Source organism: Cohnella sp. SGD-V74 (assembly GCF_003001675.1).
Classification (GTDB): Bacteria; Bacillota; Bacilli; order Paenibacillales; family Paenibacillaceae; genus Cohnella.
The window spans coordinates 346,673-366,542 of the sequence record NZ_PVYW01000002.1 but is presented as its reverse complement, the minus strand read 5'-3'; the positions used below and the strand labels follow the sequence as shown (position 1 = coordinate 366,542).

The window sequence follows — 19,870 nt, the reverse complement described above, 5'->3', positions numbered from 1 at the left end:
GTCATTTCTCCTTTTCCCGGAGCAGGTCTTTCAACTCCTTGATATCGTCGGGAGAGAGCTTGCCGGATTCCAGGAAGTGCACCATCATCGGTTTAAGAGCGCCTCCGTAAATTCGGTCGAGGAACGATCGGCTTGCTTCGCGAACGCATTCCTCTTCATTGACGAGCGGGAAGTAGGCGTACTCGCGCCCGTCCTTGCTGAAGCCGAGAGCTCCCTTCTGAACAAGTCTGCCGATGAGTGTCTTCACCGTCTTCGGCTTCCACGATTTCGTCCCGCTGAGGCGGGAAATGATGTCGGCGGCCGTCAACGGCGAGGCCTGCCAGACGATTCGCATAATATCCCATTCCGCGTCCGAAATGGGTGGGGATTCGGGCATGTCGGTTCCTCCGTTCGTTCATCGCCGGCGATGAATACGCCAAAGATTACAACTGTAGTCTACGGGAATAGATTACAGTTGTAATCGAATTGTGTCAAGCTATCCGCTTCGGGAATTTTACGGCGTACGGGCGGAGCGGGCCGGGGATGCCGCTTTGAAGCGATGGTAGCGGAGCAGGATTTCCTGGTGGAGGGCGTGATCTTCGGGGATTCCCATATGCTTGCGGATGACGTGTCCGACGCCTCTCTGGCGAATGGAAGTTTGCAGAATGACCGCCTCCAGATCCCCGTCATCGTCGTACAGCAGAGCAGAGGCCATGGCGGACGCCAGATGCGGAACCGGAATGCCGTTGTCGAAGGCTTGCAGCGCCGGACGCACCAGCCTTTCGTTGCTGGAAAGCTTGCGGAGCGGAGAGCGTCCGACGCGGGCGATCTTGTCGACGATGGCGGCGTTCTCGAATCTGCGCAGCGTGCCGCTTACGTATTGGCTGTGTTCGGCCTGACTGAAGCCGTGCTTGGAGACGAGCAGGCGGGATGTCTCCTCCAGCGTCCGCTCGACGCTTCGCCGCAGCTCCGGGTCGCGCATCGATTCCTGGATCGTCCGGTAGCCTTGCCGGTATCCGTAATAAGCGGCGACGGAATGCCCCGTATTGACGGTAAACAGCTTTCTCTCGACGTACGGCTCGAGCGAGTCCACGTATTGGGCGCCTTCGATGACGGGGAAGAGATCGAGCGAAGGGACGCGTTCGATGATCCATTCGCAGTAGGGCTCGACTTTGACGGCGAGCGGGTCGGCGTGCTGCTGCGGAGGGACGATGCGGTCTACGGCCGCGTTCGGGCAGACGAGCATGCGGTCCGCGAGCGGCTTCCATTCCGGCGCCAGATGACGCATGATCCATTTGCGCAGCAAGGCGCTTCCGTTCATCGCGTTCTCGCATGCGATCACAAGCAAAGGGCGGGGCCGCTCGGCCAAGCGCGCTTCGATTCCCCGGGCAATCGGCTCCGCGATCTCGGGAAGCGCGGACGCCCCGACCGCCGTCGTAATCACGTCCGCTTCCGCGACCCGTCTGACGACGGCATCCCGGTCTTTGAGGCTGACGGCAGTCACGTTGCTGACAAGGGTGCTGCGCTGCGGCTCTCCGGCGTAGGTGACGGTGTACTGCTTCTTTAGCTGCAAGGCTTTGACCTGGCCGGCGTTGCGGGCGGCGAAGCACACTTCATAGCCCGAACGGGACAGCATCAACCCGATAAAGCCTCTTCCGATATTTCCCGCTCCGAACTGAACAGCTTTCATAATCGGTTCCTCCTCTTCGCGTGATGAAGGTTGCTCTTCCGTGTGTGCTCGATCGTTCGTTAGCAAAGGCTTGCTTGGGTTCCGTCAGGCAGCTACCGATTATAATTTTCTGATTAATCAGAAAATTTTGGGTGGAGATGGGCGGGGACGGCGCGGCTTCGTGTGAGGTGTATGCCTGGATAGCGAACCTCAACTCCGCGCAGTGCCACGAGGGCCAAAAAAGCGCCTCGAAGCAGTGAGCCTCACCCCCGTGCGGTATCAAGCCTCGACTTAGGGTAGGGAGCTGGGGGGGAGGCTGGAATCCTCTCACATCCCACCCCAACTGGCGTCGTCCATCTCAAGACGCTTCCGAACGACCGGCCAGATGGCGGAAGTCCAGCTCGGCGAGAGAGCTTGCCCGGTAAGGGGATTTCGGGAAGCTCAGCGTTTCGGTCAGCACGTTCGGAACGATGACGCACACCGTTCCGGCGGCAATGGCAGCTTTGGCTCCGTTGGGGGAATCTTCCACCGAGATCGTCTCTTCGCCGCGAACGCCGAGGGCGCTCATTGCTTGCAAATACAGCTCGGGATCGGGCTTCACTTTGCTGACGTGGTCGGAAGTGCGGATGCACTCGAAATAGTCGGTCAGCTTCAGCCGATCCAGATGCGTGCGAACCCAATGCTCGGAGGAACTGGAAGCAAGGCCGATCTTAAGCCCGAGCGTTGTGGCAGACTCAAGGTAGCCGAGAACTCCGGGACGCACCGTTTCCTGCTCCATCAGTTCGGCGTGCTTGTCGTGAACGGACCGGCGGAAAGCCTCCTTGTCGATCGGCAGGCCAAGCTCGGTCATGAGATATTCGTAGGGGTTAAAGGTGTGCAAGCTCGTGCCGATGCATTGCGAATATTGCTCCAGCGTCAGCTCGACGCCGTGGGAGCGGTACGCTTCGCGGAACGCCCGGTACCAGGCGGTCTCCGTATCGATGATTGTTCCGTCGAAGTCGAAAATAATGGCTTTGATCATGAACAGTCTCCTTTCGCGCTTTCCGCGCCCGATAGAATGTTCCGGATGATCCATCCGGAAAGAGAAAACGGCAAAAAGGACCCTTTCTCAGGGCCCGGCTTCCGAAAGAAACTGAAGAAGCAAAATATAGACCCATCTTCCGCAGACGAGGTTAGCTGACGGACTCGGGAAGATGGTCTCCCTACGTTCGATATGCGAACGATTCGCCCCAAAAGTGGTTCCCCCGCTTTTCGACGACGAGCGCCGAAAACTAAGCGTGTTATAACTGTAACTCAAGGTTATGTTTATGTCAATATACGTAACATAATATACGAGGGGGGAAGTGGAGTTGGTGCAATAACTAACGTGAATATGACGCAATCGGGCTGGGAAAATCTAAATCACAAATCCTCCCCAATCTCCCCAGCCTCACCCGCCGGAACCTTCCGAAGCTCTTTGCGATACTCCGAAGGGGAGAGGCCGCTCCACGAGCGGAACTTCTTGGAGAAATAAAGCGCATCGCCGTAGCCGACCGAAGAAGCGACCTGCTCGATCGTCATGTCCGAGGCCAGCAGCAGCTCGGCCCGCTGCATGCGCATTTGCAGCAAATACTGCATCGGCGACATGCCGGTCGATTGCCTGAACAGCTTGCACAGATGGGTGCGATGATAGCCGAGCATTGCAGACATGCCCGAGACGGAGATGGGCTGGGCGTATTGCAGCGTCAAATACTGCAAAGCCTGCTTCACGACGTGATCCGAATCCGACGTCGATACGCCCGCGGAAACAGAGAGACGCTTCTTGGCGCGGGCGGCGCCGATCTGGTGCAGCAGGAGGCGAAGCCAGCCTTCGGCTTCCAGGTTGGACAGCTCCGCACCGAGCGAAGCCTCGAAGCAGCGGCGGAGCTGTTCGTAAGCGTTGCGGAGATGCGGATTCAAGCTGCCGGAGACGACGGGGGATTCGGGAGTAACGCCGATTGCGTCCATGGCCGCGGCCGCGCCGGGGCCGTTGAAGGCGAACCAGGCGTACCGCCACGGCGCGCGCTCGTCGGCCTGGTATGAGAACAGCTCCCCTGGAAAGATGGCGAAAGAGTCCCCCGCGCCGCAGCGGTATCCGATGCCGCCGATTGTAAAATCCCCGTGCCCGGACAGAACGGTGTGGATCAAATAGTAGTCGTGGATGGCCGGCCCCATTTTGTGCAGGGGAACCGGTTGGGCTTCCCCGCTGAACAGCACGGCAAGCTCCCCGCCCGAAGGGGATGGATTGATGCTGACAACGTATTCGTCGTGATCTGGAGTCATCGTGTCCACCTGCCTGTTTCCTTTTCTCCCACTATAGCAAACAAACGACAAATGTCCATATAGATGCGCGATGCCTCCATACTCTTATGAGTGCGCTTGCATTACATTGAGAGTAGCCAATCATTTTATTCAGCCGGAGGTTATGAACTTGTCCAAAATTACTTTTATCGGCGCGGGAAGTACGGTTTTCGCCAAAAACGTGCTCGGGGACGTCATGCACACGCCTGCGCTGCAAGGTTTCGAGATCGCTCTGTTCGACATCGATCCGGTTCGTCTGAAAGATTCCGAGAACATTCTCAATAACATCAAAAAGACATCCGGAAGCAGCTGCGTCATCAAGTCCTACAGCGACCGCAAAGAGGCGCTTCGCGGAGCGAAATACGTCGTTAACGCGATTCAGGTAGGCGGCTACGACCCTTGTACGATCACCGACTTCGAGGTCCCGAAAAAATACGGCCTGCGCCAGACGATCGCCGATACGATCGGCATCGGGGGCATTTTCCGCAACTTGCGCACGATTCCGGTCATGCTCGACTTCGCGAAGGACATTCGAGAGGTTTGCCCGGACGCTCTGTTCCTGAACTATACGAACCCGATGGCCGTACTGACGAACGTTATGAACACCTACGGCGGCGTCAACACGGTCGGCCTGTGCCACAGCGTTCAAGTGTGCGTGCGCGACTTGTTCGACAACCTCGGCATGGACGCGACGGGCGTCAAGTCGAAGATTGCCGGCATCAACCACATGGCTTGGCTGCTTGAAGTGTCCAAGGACGGCGTCGACCTCTACCCAGAGATCAAGCGCCGCGCGGCGGAGAAACAGAAGGAGAAGCACCACGACATGGTCCGCCTGGAGCTGATGCTCAAGTTCGGTTACTATATCACGGAGTCGTCCGAGCACAACGCCGAGTATCACCCGTACTTCATCAAGCGCAATTACCCGGAACTGATCGAACGCTTCAACATTCCGTTGGATGAGTATCCGCGCCGCTGCGTCGAGCAGATCAGCAGATGGGAGAAAATGCGCGAAGAGCTGCTGCACGATTCCAACCTGACGCACGAGCGCTCCCACGAATACGCCTCCTACATTTTCGAGGCGATCGAGACGGACGTGCCGTTCAAGATCGGCGGCAACGTTATGAACACCGGCGGCTTGATCGCCAACCTGCCGCGCGAAGCTTGCGTCGAAGTTCCGTGCCTGGTCGACCGCTCCGGCATCAACCCGACATACGTCGGCAACCTGCCGCCGCAGCTCGCCGCGCTCAACCGCACGAACATCAACACGCAGCTGCTGACGATCGAAGCCGCGATTACGGGCAAGAGAGAGCACATTTACCATGCGGCTATGCTGGACCCGCACACTTCCGCGGAGCTGTCGCTGGACGACATCGTTTCCTTGTGCGACGACCTGATCGAAGCGCATGGGGATTGGCTGCCGAAGTTCTCTGTGGTATAGTACGTAGGTAACTTCATAACCGAAGAAGAAAATCCGGAACGCCCCGTAACGGCGGGCCGGGAGAGGTTCGCGAACTCCCTCTATAAAAAACTAAGGAAAACGAACGCCAGTTTGCCGGCCCAGGGCTTGTATGCAACCTCCGAGGGTAGCAGATATTGCCGAATTTTCGTTCCATGCAAGGAACTTTTGTGAAGGCGTACCGGGGGTGCGTCAAGCAAAAGTGACGAAGCAGGGGGGCGAACAGGCGGTGAAAGATGCCCCCGAGCGGGTTTGCATACATGCCCTAGCAAGGCTGTCCCTCGAGCGGAGCGTTCCGGATGACCAGATCGCCGAACCGAATCGGCCGATTCTCGTCCGGAGCGCCCTGCGACCGCGATGCGGGATAGCCTTCGGCCGTTAATGGAGCGCCGTTTTTTTCATGTTTATTTAGCGGAACAGTTAACCAGCGAATTCTCTTTCTTCATACAAGGAAGGGGATTTTTTTATGCGCAAGCCGGAAGAAATGCAAGACCTCACGCTGCTCGGCAATCAGGGGACCAAGTATGCGTTCGAGTACGATCCGGGCATTCTGGAGTCGTTCGATAACAAGCACCCGGGCAGGGACTATTTCGTCAAGTTTAACTGCCCTGAATTTACCAGCCTGTGCCCGATCACGGGTCAGCCCGATTTCGCGACGCTGTACATCTCGTACATTCCCGACCGGAAAATGGTGGAGAGCAAGTCGCTCAAGCTGTATTTGTTCAGTTTTCGGAATCATGGCGATTTTCACGAGGATTGCATGAACATCATCATGAACGATCTGATCGCCTTGATGAATCCGCGTTATATCGAAGTGTGGGGCAAGTTTACGCCGCGCGGAGGCATTTCGATCGATCCTTATTGCAACTGGGGGCAGCCGGGCGCCAAGTACGAGCGGATGGCCGAGCATCGACTGTTGAACCACGACCTATACCCGGAGAAGGTGGATAACCGATGAAGAGAGGCTACGGGGTAAAAATAGCGCTGATCGCGCTGTATCTGCTCGCCATTGTCGCCGCCAACGTCGTAACCGCCGCTTATGCGCCCGTTCGGCTGGGTTATCTGATTATTCCCGCGGGGTCGTTTCTGATCGGGGCGACGTTTATTTTCCGCGATCTCGTGCAGAACGCGATCGGACGCCGCAACACGTACATCGTCATCGTGACGGCGATGGCGATCTCCGCTCTCACCTCGTTCCTGCTGGACGATACGCTGTGGATCGTGGGCGCTTCGGCCCTCACCTTCCTGTTCTCGGAAACGGCGGACACCGAAATTTACTCCCGCTTGAAGCTGCCGATGTCGCTGCGGGTGCTGTACAGCGGCATCGTCGGAGGGGCGGTCGACAGCGTCGTCTTCGTCATCGTCGGCCTGTCCCCGCTCGGAGCCGGATTCCTGCCGTGGAGCTTGGTCGGCTACGCCATCGCCGGACAGATCGCCGTCAAAGTCGGCATGCAGCTGCTGGGCGCGATCGTCATTCAGCTATTGCCGCAGTCTCGAACGAGGATGGCTTAAGCTCCCCAACTACACTAAAGAGGCCGATGTTTTCCCTTCAAGGGAGCATCGGCCTCTTCTTCGCGTGGAGGGGGTTATATGCGGCAGATTTCCTCCGGACAGGTCGGGCAGGTGTTGCAGCGGCATATTTGCTGCAGAGCGCTGAGGCTGCGGATAATGATTTTGCCGTAGCGGAAATCTAGAATGTCCTTTTCCTTAAACTCGTTCAGCATCCGGTTGACGCTCTCGCGCGTCGCTCCGATAAAATCGGCCAGCTCCGCGTGAGTCAGCTTCATGTCGATACGGATTCCGTAAGGCTCGACCACGCCGAACGAATTGCTCAGGCGAATCAAGGTCGAAGCCAGAGCGCCCGGTTTGCCGAAGAGCAGCAGATCGCGGAATTTCGATTGCGTAACCCGGTGATTGTAAGCCATCCAGCCCATAAATCCGAACGCCAGCTCTCCGTCTTGGCGCATGGCCGCCTCCAGGTCGAACCGATGGATGACGCCGATCTCGGCGTTCTCCGTCACTTCCGCGGTGAAGGCGTATTGAAGACCCATCTGACCAGCCGCGAACTCGCAGATCATGTCGCCCGCCTGCAGAATCGACAGGATGTATTCCTTGCCGTCCTCGGTCGACTTGCGCAGCTTTACTCTTCCGCTGCGAACGTAGTACGCATGCTCCGCTTCGTCGCCTTCCCAGAACAGGAAACCGCCAGCGGGCACCCGCATGGGAACCATCAGGCTTTCCAGACGTTCGAACTGCTTAGGTTCGCAGAAGTTCGCGATACCCATATGTCCGGGACACGCCCGAACCCCCGTCGTCCGTTCATTTGTCATCGCTACTGCCAGCCCGTTGCCGCTGCCCATCGCTGCCATCTCCCCTCGTTCTGTTATCTCTATCGTACCTTGAGCAGGAAATGAATGTTATCCGGGAATACGCTGAAATGCGAAGGGGAATTCCCCTATTTTTCTGTGAGGAATATCACATTTTGAACGGGGGAAACGGCGAAATTTTGAGCCCCGATGCCCTGTAATGCGGCTGTGCGGCCATTCTCTGCGCAAAGATGGGGGATTCTCCCGCGGTCTTTCAGGGGATTCCCTGACTTACAAGCGGAGGTGGTCTAGCTACAATAGAAGAAGGACCAGGATCTGAACGGGGGAATGCCTTATGCAAACGAGGGATACACAGATTCAGGGAGTGCTCGACGGGGTTAGGGGAGCGGTCGAAAGCGATCTGGCGGCGCTTGCCGTCATCGATCGGAGAGAGCGCAGCGCGCGCTGGAAATGGGCGTCCGGCAATTTGAACGATCGGTATTCCTATATAAGCGTAGGTTACGGCCAGGGGATCGAAGGCGAAGTGATCAAGGTGGGGCGCGGGCTCGTCTGGGACAGCGGGGAAGCCAAGAAGCGCGCCGATTCCATATTGCTGACCGAGCGGCTGCAATCCGCTTATGCGGCTCCGGTCATGGCCGGACCGGACATCGTCGGCATCCTGCTCGCGGGAAACCGAACGAAGCGCGCTTACGGTCCGCCGGAACGCGAGACGGTAACGAAAGCCGCCGCGGAGATAGCCGAATGGATCGGGGATTTGTTATGATAGCAGCATAACAAGGAAGGAGGCCGGATAATGATCCGAATATTGCTGGTCGACGATCACGCCGTCGTTCGATCCGGTTTGGCGATGCTGCTAAGCGCCAAGGAGGACATGGAAGTGGTCGGGGAAGCGGCCGAAGGGGAAGAGGCGATCGCCAAGGCGATGCAGTGCCGTCCTCACGTCGTGCTGATGGACCTCAGCATGCCGCACGGCAAGGACGGGCTGAGCACGACCGCCGAGCTGAAGAAGCAGCTTCCGGATACGGCCGTCTTGATTTTGACGATGCACGACGACGAGGAATATTTGTTCCGGGCAATTCATCTGGGAGCTTCCGGGTACTTGCTCAAGAGCGCCCCGCACGAAGAGATGATCAGCGCCATCCGCCATGTCGCCCAGGGCAACGCGTATTTGCACCCGACGGCGACCAAGCGGCTGATGAGCGAATATTTGGATAAACTGAAAAACGGCGGAGGCGACGCGGGAACGTACGAATCGCTGTCCGAGAGGGAACGCGAGATTCTCGCCAAGGTGGCTCAGGGCTACACGAACAAGGATATCGCCGAGCAGTTGATCATTAGCGTCAAAACGGTCGAATCCCACAAAAGCAATCTGATGGAGAAGCTCAATCTCAAAACGAGGCCCGATCTGGTCAAATTCGCGATGAAGAAGGGACTGCTGAATTTTGACGCATGATTACGGTAAATACGGCTCGACGGAGAGCGGCTCGCACGAGGATATGCTCAAGCAGTTGTCCGATCTCAAGTACGCGCTGGACGAGGCGTCGATTGTGGCGGTAACCGACCGCACGGGAAAAATCCATTACGTCAACGACAGGTTCTGCGACATTTCCGGCTATTCGCGAGAGGAATTGATGGGGCAGGATCACCGGATTATCAACTCGGGCCATCACGGCAAGGAGTTCATGAAAGAGCTGTGGCGGACGATCGGATCGGGCAACGTATGGAGAGGCGAGATTAAAAATCGCGCCAAAAACGGAAGCTACTACTGGGTCGACACGACGATCGTGCCTTTCCTGAACGAAGACGGCAAGCCGTATCAGTATTTATCCATCCGTCACGAAGTGACGGCGCGCAAGCAAGCCGAGGAGGAGCTGCAGCTGCTGCTCTCGCAGATGATGCGAATTCAGGAGGAGGAGAGGCGGCGGTTCTCGCGCGACCTGCACGACGGAATCGGCCAAAGCCTGTTCTCGCTGCTGATTTCCGTCGACGCGATCCTCTCCAGCGGCGCTCACGACCACCTGAACAAGGTCAGGGAGCAGATCGCCAATCTGATGGCGGACGTTCGCGGCCTGGCTTGGGAGCTGCGGCCTTCGGTGCTGGACGATCTCGGCGTCATTCCCGCTCTTCGCACGTATCTGGATACGTACTCCAAGCATTACGGCATTCAGGTCGCCTTCTCCTCCAACCTGAAGAAAAGGCTCAACATTCAAGAGGAGACGACCATCTATCGCGTCATCCAGGAGGCGCTGACGAACGTCGGACGGTATGCCGACGTATCCGAAGCGTCAGTCGACGTCCGGGACAACGGCTCCCATGTGCAGATCGTCATCCAGGATAAAGGCAAAGGCTTCGTCAGGGACGGCAGCAAGGAAGGCGTTGGCCTCTTCAGCATGGAAGAACGCGCGAGGGCGATCGGCGGCGAGCTTCAGATCCGCTCCGTTCCGGGCGAAGGCACGCTCGTCTCCTTAATCATTCCCCAGCAGCCAAGCGAATAACATCCGGCTCGCCCTCGCGGCGGGCTTTTTATTTTAACGCGGTCCCTGAAGCGCCAGGATTCGCCGAGCGATCAGCTTGCCGTGATGCCGGCCGCTCTCGATGAAAATCTCGTTCGCCTCGCGACCCGCGGCGATAACGCCGGCGATGAACAGTCCCGGCACGTTCGTCTCCATCGTCTCGGGGTCGAAGGAGGGCACCGTCGTCTCCGGATCTACCGTCGCTCCCGCGTCGGTGAGCAGCGTCCGCTCCGGCCGGAAGCCGGTCAATGCCAGCACGAAGTCGTTGTCGATCCGGTAAGGGTCGGCCCCCTGCTCCGACGGCTGAACCGTAACGCTGTCCGGATCGATGCGCACGACGCGGGAGGAGAACAGCATCCGGATATTACCCTTGTTCACGCTGCCCTCGAACAGCGGCCGCACCCAAGGCTTGATGCTGGACGAATAGTGCTCGCCCCGGTACACGACCGTAATGTCCGCCCCCACTCGGAGCAGCTCCATCGCCGCATCCACCGCGGAGTTGTTGCCTCCGATAATGGCGACTTTCATTCCGGTATACGGGTGCGCCTCGCCGAAGAAATGGGACACCTTCGGCAGCTCTTCGCCGGGGATGCCCAGCATGTTCGGATGGTCGAAGTAGCCGGTGGCCACGGTAACGCAGCGCGTCTCGTACGTGCGAACGACGCCGAAGCGATCGGAGGTCTCGACGAGGAACGAGCCGTCCGGCCGAGGCCGGATCAAGGTCGCTTCCTCGTAGGCGCGAATGCGCAGCTTCCGCCGCAGCGCCACGTCCCGGTAGTATTGCAGCGCTTCGCGCCGGGACGGCTTGTCGTTCGGACTCGTGAACGGAATGCCTCCGATCTCGAGCAGCTCGGCGGTGCTGAAGAAGTTCATATAGGTCGGGTATTGATAGATGGAATGAACGATGGCATGCTTCTCGATCAGCAGCGGCTCGATGCCCGCGGCTTGCAGCTCCAGCGCCGCTGACAAGCCGCAGGGGCCGGCTCCGATAATAATGGCTTGCTCTGTCTGTACCTGCTCTTGTGCGCTCATAACGAATCTCCAATTCAGTGCTTTTGCCTCCTATTGTACCACGTCGAACGCTTCCCTCCGAACCGTATCGTCGCACCGCCGCCGCGGTTGTCACCATTTGTTCATGATTCGGCTTGATCCGGGCGAAAGTTTGTGATTATTTTCACATTAATGGGAGTGAAAAGAAGACATAATGAAGGCGTAGGGAGAAGAGAAAACGATGGGAGATGGCGGCAATGGTGATCAAGTTTCTTAGGGAAAACGTCTGGGCGGCAGCAGCGTTCACTTTGCTTAGGATTTATCTCGGCTGGCAATGGCTTGATGCGGGTTGGCATAAAATGACCGGAGAAGGCTTCAACGCGACGGGCTTCCTCAACAAGGCAGTTGAAAGTCCGGTTCTGGACAAAGCGACGAACACGGCGATCTATCCGACGTATACGGCATTCTTGGAGCACTTCGCCCTGCCGAACGTCAAGCTGATCAACTTCCTGATTCCGGTCGGAGAGTTCCTCGTCGGCTTGGGACTGATCGTCGGGGGATTGACGGCGGCGGCCGCGTTCTTCGGACTGATGATGAACTTCCTGTTCCTGTTCGCCGGAACGGTATCGACTAACCCGTGGCTGACGCTGCTCGGCATCCTCGTCTTCATCGGCGGAGCGAACGCCGGCAAATTCGGACTCGACTACTACCTGCTCCCGTGGATTCGCCTCGGCTGGAAGAAGCTGACCGGAGGCAAAGGAGGCGCTCCGACGGATGTTCCCACGGCATAATCCGACAACGCCGCAGCGAAGGCTGCCCGTCCCGAGAGGGAGCAGGGCAGCCTTCGCTGCGGCTTTATTATTTTCTCCTAGCTAATCCTCCCGGCTTGCCGCGGCTCCGTCCGGAATGATCGACAGCACCCACTCGCACCATTCGATGTTCGTCCGGCACACCATCAGCCCTTTGTTCAACATAATGTAAGGTCCGAAGAAGAGCGAGTTGTACGGGGGAATTTCCGTTTCGCCCGCGTTCGCCATCTGGCGCACGGACTGGATTTTGTCCTGCAGCCGCCCCAGTTTGGCCCGGTAATGCTCCAGACGGGCTGCGAACAGATCGCGCGATACCGTCGGATCCACGTGAGACACGCAGAACGCCTTCAGCATCAACTCGTCGCGCATGACCGGATCGGAGGCCGGCACGGTCAGCCATTCCCGCAGCGCTTCGAATCCTTTTTCCTGAATGGAGTATACTTTCTTGTCGGGCTTGTCGCTCTGCTGGATCAGCTCGCAGGATACCATGCCGTACTTCTCGAGACGGGCGAGCAGCGGGTAGATTTGACTGTGCTTCGCCGGCCAGAATGGCTGTATCCTCTGCGTCAGATCGTATCCGGACAGGGGGGAGTGAGTGAGCAGGCTTAGCAAGCCATAGGCCAACGTATTCATGACGAATCCTCCAGATAACATACTTTGACAGATCGGGGGTTTGGCGTTATTATTATTTCCTTGCCAGCAATTATGTAAATACATACATAAGGATGATCGGAGGCACGGAGATCGCATCATGGAAGAGCGCAATAATCAAGAAATACGTTTCATGCCGATAATGGTTGCAATATTTATAGGATCGTTTCTGTGCATTCTGGCCTCCAGCACGATCAATATCGCCTTGGAAATTTTGAAGGATCATTTTCAGACGAGTTTGGACACTGTCACCTGGACGTTGACCGGCTTCATGCTGGCCATGGGCACGACGGCTCCGATCGTGGGTTATTTGGGAGAAAGGTTCAGCTACAAACGGTTGTATCTGTTTTCGTTGATCGGCTTTACGCTGGCCTCGGCCTTGTGCGCCGCCGCATGGGACGCATCGGCGCTGATCGGCTTCCGCGTTCTGCAAGGAGCGTTCAGCGGCTTGATCATTCCTTCGACGATGGCCCTTATCTATCAGATCATTCCGCGCGAGAAGCAAGCGATGGCGATGGCGCTCTGGGGACTGGCTTCGATGATGGCGCCGGCCTTCGGCCCGACGCTCAGCGGATGGCTGCTGCAAAACTACGATTGGCAGTGGATGTTTCTCATGAACGTGCCGATCGGCTTGATTGCGATCTGGTGCGTCGCTGCCTATATTCCTTATTATCGGTTAAGCGTGCCCAAGAGTTTCGATGCGATCGGATTCGTAACGGTCATCGTCAGCAGCACGTCGCTGCTGCTCGCGCTGGGCCAGGGGCACAAGTGGGGCTGGGGATCGTGGGAGACGCTGTCGCTGCTGATCGGCGGTGTGCTCGTGCTGGCGCTGTTCGTCTGGAGAGAGCTGACCGCGGATTCGCCGCTGCTGAATTTGCGGGTATTCCGCAACGGGAGATATACGATCAACGTCGTGATCACGAACATTCTGACGATCAGCCTGTACTCCGGCACGTTCCTGACGCCTGTGTTCCTGCAGCGGATCCAGCACGTGTCCGCGATGGATACCGGCTTGATCCTGCTGCCGGCGTCTCTGGCGATGGCGCTCGTGATGCCGATCGTCGGCAAGCTGTACAATTCGATCGGCCCGCGCTGGCTCATGTTCGCCGGCATCGTGCTGCTCTCGATCGGAACGGTGACGCTGAGCTGGCTGAGCCTCGACGTGTCCCATGCCTACATTTTGTTCTGGATGGTCGTCCGCAACCTGGGCATCGCGCTCGTCATGATGCCGTCCAGCAACGCCGGCATGGAACTGCTGCCGCGCGAGCTGTCGGGTCATGCTTCCGCGATCATGAACTGGACCCGCAATGTGTTCGGATCGTTTGCCATCGCGATTTTCACGACGATGCTCGCCACGAGATCCGCGCACCATGGCGCGTCGTTCATTCAGGCCGGGGAGACCGATCAGGCCTTCATCTCGGCCATGTCGTTCACGATGAGCGTGAACGATGTCTACCTGGTCGCGACCTTCATCGCGGCTGCCGCGCTGCCGTTTAGCCTGTTCGTCGGCAAAGTCAAGCCGCTCAAGGACGGGCAGCCGGAGAAGAAAGCCGCCTAATCATTCTTAAAGCCGGATGCAGGAGGGGAAATATTCCGCCCTGCATCCGGTTTTTTCGTGCTATAATGAGTCGTTTGACGCATGCTCCGGCGAATGGGGCCGCGGTTCGAAAACTCCCGCGTTATCAAAACTAGGAGGATGGTTTTCTATGTTCAATTTCGGTTGGGGCGTTCTGTTCGTCCTGGTCAACTTCGCGCTGTTCCTGCTCTGTTACCGGATGCTCGGCAAGACCGGCCTGTACGCTTGGGTCGCGGCCGCCGTCATTCTGGCCAACATTCAGGTCGTGAAGACGATCGGCATGTTCGGATTCGTCATGACGCTGGGCAACACGATGTACGGCACGATTTACTTGACGACGGATCTGATCAACGAGAAATACGGAGAGAAGGAAGCGAAGAAGGCGGTATGGTTCGGATTTTTCTTCCTGCTGATGTCGACGGCGATCATGCAGATGGCGCTGGTCTTCCAGCCGCAGGAGACCGACTTCGGCGATCCCGCGCTGCAGACGATCTTCGGTCTGGCTCCGCGCATCGCGCTGGGCAGTCTGGCCGCTTACTTCGTCAGCCAGTTTCTCGACGTGAAAATATTCAGCAAGCTAAGGGCGAAGTTCCCTTCCCGCAACCAGCTGTGGATTCGCATTAACGGCAGCATCGGCGTCAGCCAGATGGTCGATACGCTCATCTTCTGCACGATCGCGTTCGCCGGGGAATACACCTGGGGCGTCTGGTGGGACATCGTTATCACGACCTACGTGCTCAAATTCATCATCGCGATCGCGTCCACCCCGGTCATCTACTGGGCTCGCAACTTTAAGTTCAAGGAAGCGTAGACTCAAGGGCTGTCCCGTAAGCAACCGAGTCGTACCGAACGATTATCGATGGATGCAGGGTAATGGGCATCTATTTCCTTCTGATGCTATACGCTCCTAAAACCTGAATGGGTAAACCCGTGATAAGGTGGTTTTAGGACCGTATGAGGCAGTCTCCAGGAGATAGATGCCCTTCTTTTTTTTCATCGATAATCTTGTAAGCCCCTGCCTATGGTATAGTTTACCTGCTCGCCGTCTTCCGGAATCAGCACGCGATCCGCATAGGGAGTCGCGGCCAGCGCCGAGCGCAGATGCTCTCTCGTTACGACGCAGTGATTGATCGCCTCCATATGCACAGCGACGACGGTCGCGTCCGGAGCTTTCCGGCAGACGCTCAGCACGTCTTCGGGCGTCATCGTAATCGGGTCTCCGGCAAGGAAACGGGCGCCGCCCGCATTCACGACGACGACTTCCGGCTTGAAGCCGTCAAGCGCTTGCTCGACTTCCTCGCAGTAGATCGTATCCCCCGCCAAGTACAGCGTCGGCTCTCCTTTCGCCTGCAGCACGAATCCCCATACCCGTCCCATCGCTTTGCCGATCTCCCCAGTGCCGTGACGGCCTCCCGTCAAGCTTACTTCGACATTCCGAAACTCGGTCGACGTTCCGATCGGCCGCGCCGCCGCAAAGCCAGCGTCATTAAAGGTCGCTTCGTCCCCGGGCTGGCACAGGATCGGCATCGTTTTCGGCAGCAGGGCTGCCGCCGCATCGTCCCAATGATCCTTGTGCAGATGAGTGACCAGGACAAGGTCGGATTCCGCCAAAGCGCCTGCCGGCAGCGGCAGTCCGACCGTCGGATTGCGCCGCTCGTTCGGGGTGCCCGGAATCGGAGGGCTCGCGCCCTGATCGCTCAGCATCGGGTCCACGAGAATGCGCAAGCCGCCGTATTCCAGCAGCAGCGTGGCGTGACGAATCAGTTGAAGCTTCATTTTCCATTTCCCCTATCTTCGTGAAATCCGCGTCTGTTACAATTATAGAAAGAGGTTGGCGGTGCGGGGAACGATCCCGTGAAACGAAAAAAGGCCGATTGGTTTCCCGATGAAAGGAGTTGGCGCGATTGGCGGGCTTAGCGGTAGACGAGACGGATTTGCGCATTTTGCGGTGCTTGGCGGAGAACGCCATGCTGTCGCATAAGGAGCTCGGAGAGCTCGTCCATATGACCGGACAGGCGGTCGGAGCCCGGATTCGGAAGCTGGAGGACGCCGGGGTGATCGAAGGGTACGCCGCGCGCATCGATCGGACGAAGCTCGGCCTTGCGCTGACTGCATTCGTGACGGTGTTCTTGAAATCCGGCTCTGCTCACGAGAAGTTTCTGGCGTTCGCGGCCGGCGAGGAGAACGTGGAGGAAGTGCATCGGGTCAGCGGGGAAGGCTGCTACTGGCTGCGCGCGAGAGCGGCGGGGCACGACGATTTGAACGGGTTTCTGGATCGGCTGCTCGAATACGGCAATTACAAGCTCAGCTTGTCCATCGGCAAATTAAAAGGATAAAGGCGCGGCGTGCGGCCCTCCGGAGCGTATCCGGAGGTTTTTTTGCTTTATTCGGCCTTCGCCGTGCAACCTGAACGGGGCGGGACGCATCTTATTCGTGTAGGGAGGGAAGCCGGTCTGGATGTCGTGAGAAGATTGATCGCCAAGGACGAATCCGCGCTGCGGGAGCTGATGGCCGAATACGGCGACGAGCTGATGCGCACCGCGTATTTGCTCGTCAAGGATCGGCAGACCGCGGAGGAGGCGGTTATGGATACGTTCGCGCAGGCGTACGCCAAGATCGCTCAGCTCAAGCAGCCCGACAAGCTGCGAAGCTGGCTGCTGCGCATCGTCGCCAACCGCTGCCGGATGAGAATGCGGACGTGGAGCTGGAGAAGCCTGTTCCCGTTCGAGCGCATAGAGAGCTTGGCCGAGGGAGAGGAGCCGGGGCCGGAAGAGCTGCTGCTGGCGCAGTGGCGCGGCGAGCGGTTAAGCGAGGCGATCCATGCGCTGGATTACAAGTACCGGGAAGTCATCGCGCTATATTATTTCAATGAATTAAGCGTGGCGGAAATCGCGGAGCAGCTGGGCGGCAACGAGAATACGGTGAAAGCTCGGCTGTTCAGAGGAAGGGCGAAGCTGAAGTCGCTGTTGGAGGAGGGGAACGGAGATGGAGCGGGAGTCTATGAATAAAAGGCTGCGGGAGGAGCTGGACGGACTGCGGTTCGGCGGACAGGAGGACGTAGTGCGGCGGACTCATCCCCGATCCTGGCGCGATCGACTTCGGGCGCTGTGGAACAAGGAGCTAGAGATTCCGGTCGTGCCGCTTGGGCTGAGCTTTGCCGTCATTCTGGCCGTTGTCGCCGCTTCCCAGCTGCGGAGCCCGGAAGACGACGGCGACGCGGCTTCGGGGGATCCGAGGCAACTGATCGAAGTGGGAGGCAACACGTATTGGAAGGACGATTACGAGAGGGCGGTGGCATCGATTGAAAGTGACGGTCAAGGTTAAGCATCTCGTCATCGCCGCCCTGCTCATAGGCACGGCGTTGTCTTTGCTGCAATTCGTCGTTATCCCGAAGCTTCAGGTCCGGGCGGCGGTCAACGATTACGTAGCCGGGGCTCCCGGGGGCAAGAAAGCGATGCTGGCGGCCATCGACCGGGCAGCTCCCTCCCAAAGACTGGAGCTGATCCGCGAATATATGGTCTTCTACGGGGACGCTACCGCGCTGCGCAGCTTCGACGTGTACGTCGGACCCGGATCGACGTACGCCTTCGGGCAAGGCGACGGAGAGAGCCGGGTCTGGAGCTGGGAGGAGAAGCTGCCTTATTTGCTGGAATACGTATCGGAAGGGCCGGCGGACAGTTCTCGGTACAGCGCGGCGACTCAGTTGGCGCAATATTACATGAGCGAGGGTCTCTCCGCAGAGGCGCTGGCCGTGCTGGAGAAGGCGGAGGAGCGCGGAGGGAACTGGCGGACGAAGCTGGCGTTGGAGCGCGCGAAGCTGTACGCAAGGCTGGGCGATTCGGGCGATGCGATGCGGTTGGTTGAACGGTTGGAAGCGGAACCGCCGTCCGTCAACCTCGATTTCTCCGGCGAGGTCGCCCAGCTCAAGGCGCAGCTTCTGGTCGGGGAAGGCAAGGCGGATGCCGCCCTTCAAGCCGTCGACCGGGAGCTAAAGTCACTGGAGGAGCGGATCGCGGAGGAGAAAAAGAAGTTTCCCGAGATGGGCGAGCTGACGCCGGCCGTGATGGAGGAGCTGAAGCGGCTGCGCGAGCAGTTGGAGAAGACGCTGGACGGAACCGGAGCGACCGTATCCGGAACGGTCAAGCGAAGCGACGGTCAGCCGTTGGCGCGCGTCGGGGTGTTCCTTCGTCGAGAAAGCGACGTCTATCACAGTATCGTGGACGGCGAGCCGTACCAGATTCTTACGGATGCCCAGGGACGTTATGAATTCAACAACGTCGTCCCGGGCAGCTATCAGCTGTACCTCGGACTGCCGTTCGAACAGATCGACGGCTGGACATGGCCGACGATGAAAGACGATTGGATCGAGGTCGGAAGCGGCGATACGTTGACCGAGAACGTCACGATGCGGCCCCTTATCGATATCCAGGAACCGGTAAACGGAGCCGAGCTGACGGGATCGACGGTCAAATTCTCCTGGGAGCCGGTCGAAGGGGCTTCGACCTATACGCTGTACGGAACGATCCCGATCGAGAGCGGGACGTCCAGCATGGCGATTCGGGAACGAGTCGCGCAGAGCGAGATCGAGTTGTACGCCGAGGATCTATATGAGACGGGGACCTCCTATTCCTTCCGGGATGTAGACGGCAAGCACGAGCTCGATTCCGCCTCCCTCCTCGGCTTCTCGAATCCGGAGCTTCGTTACTTGTGGTACGTGGAGGCGTACGATAAAGACGGCAGGCTGATTACCAGAAGCAACGGTTATCGATTGAACGAGGACACGATAGGCGCGCTGCCTTTCTTCTATTTGAAGGAGCGGGCGGCGACCGCCGCCGATCGTCTCATGCTGGACGGCCGGCTGGACGAGGCGTTGGCCGAGTATAAGCGGGCGCACGAAGCCGATCCGCTCGACCGCCACAGTCTGAATATGATCGCTCGCATTTACAGCGCGAAGGCTTCCTTAGCCGGATCGGACGAATTGCGAGCACAGGCGATTCCTTATCTGGAGGCGCTGCTCCGGCTTGCTCCCGCCAACCGGAACGTTCTCTTCAATCTGTTCGACCATTACGACAAACGCAACGAATGGTTCAAGGCCGAGGCGTATTACGAGCGGTATGTGGCGGCGGGTGGAGGGCAGACGGACGGTTACATTCAGTCCCTGTACGCGACCTCCCTGATGAAGCAGAGAAGAATGGACGAAGCGATCGTCCAGTTCCGCGAAGCGTTGGAGCGCGATCGATCGCATCGCTTCGTCGGCCGCTATTTGGCGGCTGAGCTGTATGCCGGCGCTTCGTTCGGGAAGGTCGCCGAGCTGGCGGCGGCGTATCCGGAGAGAGGGCCTTACGAGAGCGGACCGCCCGATTGGAGGAAGCTGGTCGAGGCTTTGGCGGCGGAGAGCGAAGCGGGCGACAAGAACGCTTACGCGGAGCGGCTCGAAGATGCGCTGGAAGCCAGCTTCGACGGGGATTGGCAGGCGGCGGACGCTGCCGGGAAGCCGGCTCTCCGGGCGTTTATAGCCGCATTGCGCAAAGTCGATTGATACGAATCCCGGGAGTCGGGCAAAAAACTCGTATTCGGCTCC

21 protein-coding genes and 2 riboswitches are annotated in these 19,870 nt (G+C 58.4%); of the genes, 13 read left to right on the top strand and 8 right to left on the bottom strand.

Annotated elements, in window-relative coordinates:
- Window position 1: 1 nt before the first annotated feature.
- The 4 genes from B0G52_RS04150 to B0G52_RS04135 all read right to left on the bottom strand — a co-directional run bounded on the left by B0G52_RS04150 (window position 2) and on the right by B0G52_RS04135 (window position 3,949).
- Window positions 2–376 (bottom strand): BlaI/MecI/CopY family transcriptional regulator, encoded by a 375-nt coding sequence (locus tag B0G52_RS04150; protein ID WP_094042248.1) that lies wholly within the window; start codon window positions 374–376, stop codon window positions 2–4.
- A gap of 117 nt (window positions 377–493) precedes the next feature.
- The gene (locus B0G52_RS04145) at window positions 494–1,669 is read right to left on the bottom strand and encodes a mannitol-1-phosphate 5-dehydrogenase (protein ID WP_094042247.1); all 1,176 of its coding nucleotides are present in this window, start codon (window positions 1,667–1,669) and stop codon (window positions 494–496) included.
- A gap of 337 nt (window positions 1,670–2,006) precedes the next feature.
- Window positions 2,007–2,669 carry an HAD family hydrolase gene (locus B0G52_RS04140; RefSeq protein WP_094042246.1) on the bottom strand — a complete coding sequence of 221 codons (663 nt, stop codon included), beginning with the start codon at window positions 2,667–2,669 and terminating at the stop codon, window positions 2,007–2,009.
- A gap of 124 nt (window positions 2,670–2,793) precedes the next feature.
- Window positions 2,794–2,936: riboswitch (cyclic di-AMP (ydaO/yuaA leader) on the bottom strand.
- A 113-nt stretch (window positions 2,937–3,049) separates the two neighbouring features.
- Window positions 3,050–3,949 (bottom strand): helix-turn-helix transcriptional regulator, encoded by a 900-nt coding sequence (locus B0G52_RS04135; protein ID WP_094042416.1) that lies wholly within the window; start codon window positions 3,947–3,949, stop codon window positions 3,050–3,052.
- A gap of 148 nt (window positions 3,950–4,097) precedes the next feature.
- Here B0G52_RS04135 and melA point away from each other — a divergent pair, with 148 nt between their 5' ends.
- The 3 genes from melA (at window position 4,098) to B0G52_RS04120 (ending at window position 6,935) form a co-directional block, all read left to right on the top strand.
- On the top strand, window positions 4,098–5,405 hold the full coding sequence (melA, locus tag B0G52_RS04130; RefSeq protein ID WP_094042245.1) for an alpha-glucosidase/alpha-galactosidase: 1,308 nt from the start codon (window positions 4,098–4,100) through the stop codon (window positions 5,403–5,405).
- A 56-nt stretch (window positions 5,406–5,461) separates the two neighbouring features.
- A riboswitch (PreQ1 riboswitch) is annotated at window positions 5,462–5,505 on the top strand.
- A gap of 384 nt (window positions 5,506–5,889) precedes the next feature.
- Window positions 5,890–6,381: a preQ(1) synthase gene (gene queF, locus B0G52_RS04125; protein WP_094042244.1), complete on the top strand. Its 492-nt coding sequence runs from the start codon at window positions 5,890–5,892 to the stop codon at window positions 6,379–6,381.
- A complete protein-coding gene (locus B0G52_RS04120) occupies window positions 6,378–6,935 on the top strand; it encodes a VUT family protein (RefSeq protein ID WP_094042243.1) in 558 nt (185 codons plus the stop codon). Before queF ends, B0G52_RS04120 begins: the two co-directional genes overlap by 4 nt.
- 74 nt (window positions 6,936–7,009) lie before the next feature.
- On the opposite strand, the gene B0G52_RS04115 is transcribed toward B0G52_RS04120, so the two are convergent.
- Window positions 7,010–7,783 carry a Crp/Fnr family transcriptional regulator gene (locus B0G52_RS04115; protein ID WP_158223575.1) on the bottom strand — a complete coding sequence of 258 codons (774 nt, stop codon included), beginning with the start codon at window positions 7,781–7,783 and terminating at the stop codon, window positions 7,010–7,012.
- A gap of 301 nt (window positions 7,784–8,084) precedes the next feature.
- Here B0G52_RS04115 and B0G52_RS04110 point away from each other — a divergent pair, with 301 nt between their 5' ends.
- Genes B0G52_RS04110 through B0G52_RS04100 form a run of 3 tightly spaced genes read left to right on the top strand, consistent with a single transcriptional unit; the run spans window position 8,085 to window position 10,245 of the window.
- Window positions 8,085–8,513 carry a GAF domain-containing protein gene (locus B0G52_RS04110; protein ID WP_094042241.1) on the top strand — a complete coding sequence of 143 codons (429 nt, stop codon included), beginning with the start codon at window positions 8,085–8,087 and terminating at the stop codon, window positions 8,511–8,513.
- A gap of 30 nt (window positions 8,514–8,543) precedes the next feature.
- Window positions 8,544–9,203: a response regulator gene (locus B0G52_RS04105; protein ID WP_094042240.1), complete on the top strand. Its 660-nt coding sequence runs from the start codon at window positions 8,544–8,546 to the stop codon at window positions 9,201–9,203.
- A gap of 43 nt (window positions 9,204–9,246) precedes the next feature.
- The gene (locus B0G52_RS04100; protein WP_094042415.1) at window positions 9,247–10,245 is read left to right on the top strand and encodes a PAS domain-containing sensor histidine kinase; all 999 of its coding nucleotides are present in this window, start codon (window positions 9,247–9,249) and stop codon (window positions 10,243–10,245) included.
- A gap of 33 nt (window positions 10,246–10,278) precedes the next feature.
- Here B0G52_RS04100 and B0G52_RS04095 read toward each other — a convergent pair whose 3' ends face one another.
- The gene (locus B0G52_RS04095; protein ID WP_094042239.1) at window positions 10,279–11,295 is read right to left on the bottom strand and encodes a YpdA family putative bacillithiol disulfide reductase; all 1,017 of its coding nucleotides are present in this window, start codon (window positions 11,293–11,295) and stop codon (window positions 10,279–10,281) included.
- Window positions 11,296–11,510: 215 nt separating this feature from the next.
- Here B0G52_RS04095 and B0G52_RS04090 point away from each other — a divergent pair, with 215 nt between their 5' ends.
- A complete protein-coding gene (locus tag B0G52_RS04090; RefSeq protein ID WP_094042238.1) occupies window positions 11,511–12,044 on the top strand; it encodes a TQO small subunit DoxD in 534 nt (177 codons plus the stop codon).
- 81 nt (window positions 12,045–12,125) lie between these two features.
- On the opposite strand, the gene B0G52_RS04085 is transcribed toward B0G52_RS04090, so the two are convergent.
- On the bottom strand, window positions 12,126–12,695 hold the full coding sequence (locus B0G52_RS04085; protein WP_158223574.1) for a PadR family transcriptional regulator: 570 nt from the start codon (window positions 12,693–12,695) through the stop codon (window positions 12,126–12,128).
- Window positions 12,696–12,813: 118 nt separating this feature from the next.
- Between B0G52_RS04085 and B0G52_RS04080 the strand changes: the two genes are divergently transcribed.
- Window positions 12,814–14,271 carry a DHA2 family efflux MFS transporter permease subunit gene (locus B0G52_RS04080; RefSeq protein WP_094042236.1) on the top strand — a complete coding sequence of 486 codons (1,458 nt, stop codon included), beginning with the start codon at window positions 12,814–12,816 and terminating at the stop codon, window positions 14,269–14,271.
- A gap of 148 nt (window positions 14,272–14,419) precedes the next feature.
- Entirely contained in the window at window positions 14,420–15,100 is a 681-nt protein-coding gene (locus B0G52_RS04075) for a queuosine precursor transporter (protein WP_094042235.1), read from the top strand.
- Window positions 15,101–15,282: 182 nt separating this feature from the next.
- Here B0G52_RS04075 and B0G52_RS04070 read toward each other — a convergent pair whose 3' ends face one another.
- The gene (locus B0G52_RS04070) at window positions 15,283–16,065 is read right to left on the bottom strand and encodes an MBL fold metallo-hydrolase (RefSeq protein WP_094042234.1); all 783 of its coding nucleotides are present in this window, start codon (window positions 16,063–16,065) and stop codon (window positions 15,283–15,285) included.
- A 128-nt stretch (window positions 16,066–16,193) separates the two neighbouring features.
- Between B0G52_RS04070 and B0G52_RS04065 the strand changes: the two genes are divergently transcribed.
- Genes B0G52_RS04065 through B0G52_RS04050 form a run of 4 tightly spaced genes read left to right on the top strand, consistent with a single transcriptional unit; the run spans window position 16,194 to window position 19,828 of the window.
- On the top strand, window positions 16,194–16,625 hold the full coding sequence (locus B0G52_RS04065; RefSeq protein ID WP_094042233.1) for an Lrp/AsnC family transcriptional regulator: 432 nt from the start codon (window positions 16,194–16,196) through the stop codon (window positions 16,623–16,625).
- Between the two features lie 42 nt (window positions 16,626–16,667).
- Complete coding sequence (locus tag B0G52_RS04060; RefSeq protein WP_369827007.1) at window positions 16,668–17,297, top strand: sigma-70 family RNA polymerase sigma factor; 630 nt, start codon at window positions 16,668–16,670, stop codon at window positions 17,295–17,297.
- Entirely contained in the window at window positions 17,275–17,613 is a 339-nt protein-coding gene (locus tag B0G52_RS04055) for a hypothetical protein (protein WP_094042232.1), read from the top strand. The genes B0G52_RS04060 and B0G52_RS04055 overlap by 23 nt, the downstream gene beginning before the upstream one ends.
- A complete protein-coding gene (locus tag B0G52_RS04050; protein ID WP_233162379.1) occupies window positions 17,597–19,828 on the top strand; it encodes a carboxypeptidase-like regulatory domain-containing protein in 2,232 nt (743 codons plus the stop codon). Before B0G52_RS04055 ends, B0G52_RS04050 begins: the two co-directional genes overlap by 17 nt.
- The last annotated feature ends 42 nt before the right edge of the window (window positions 19,829–19,870 follow it).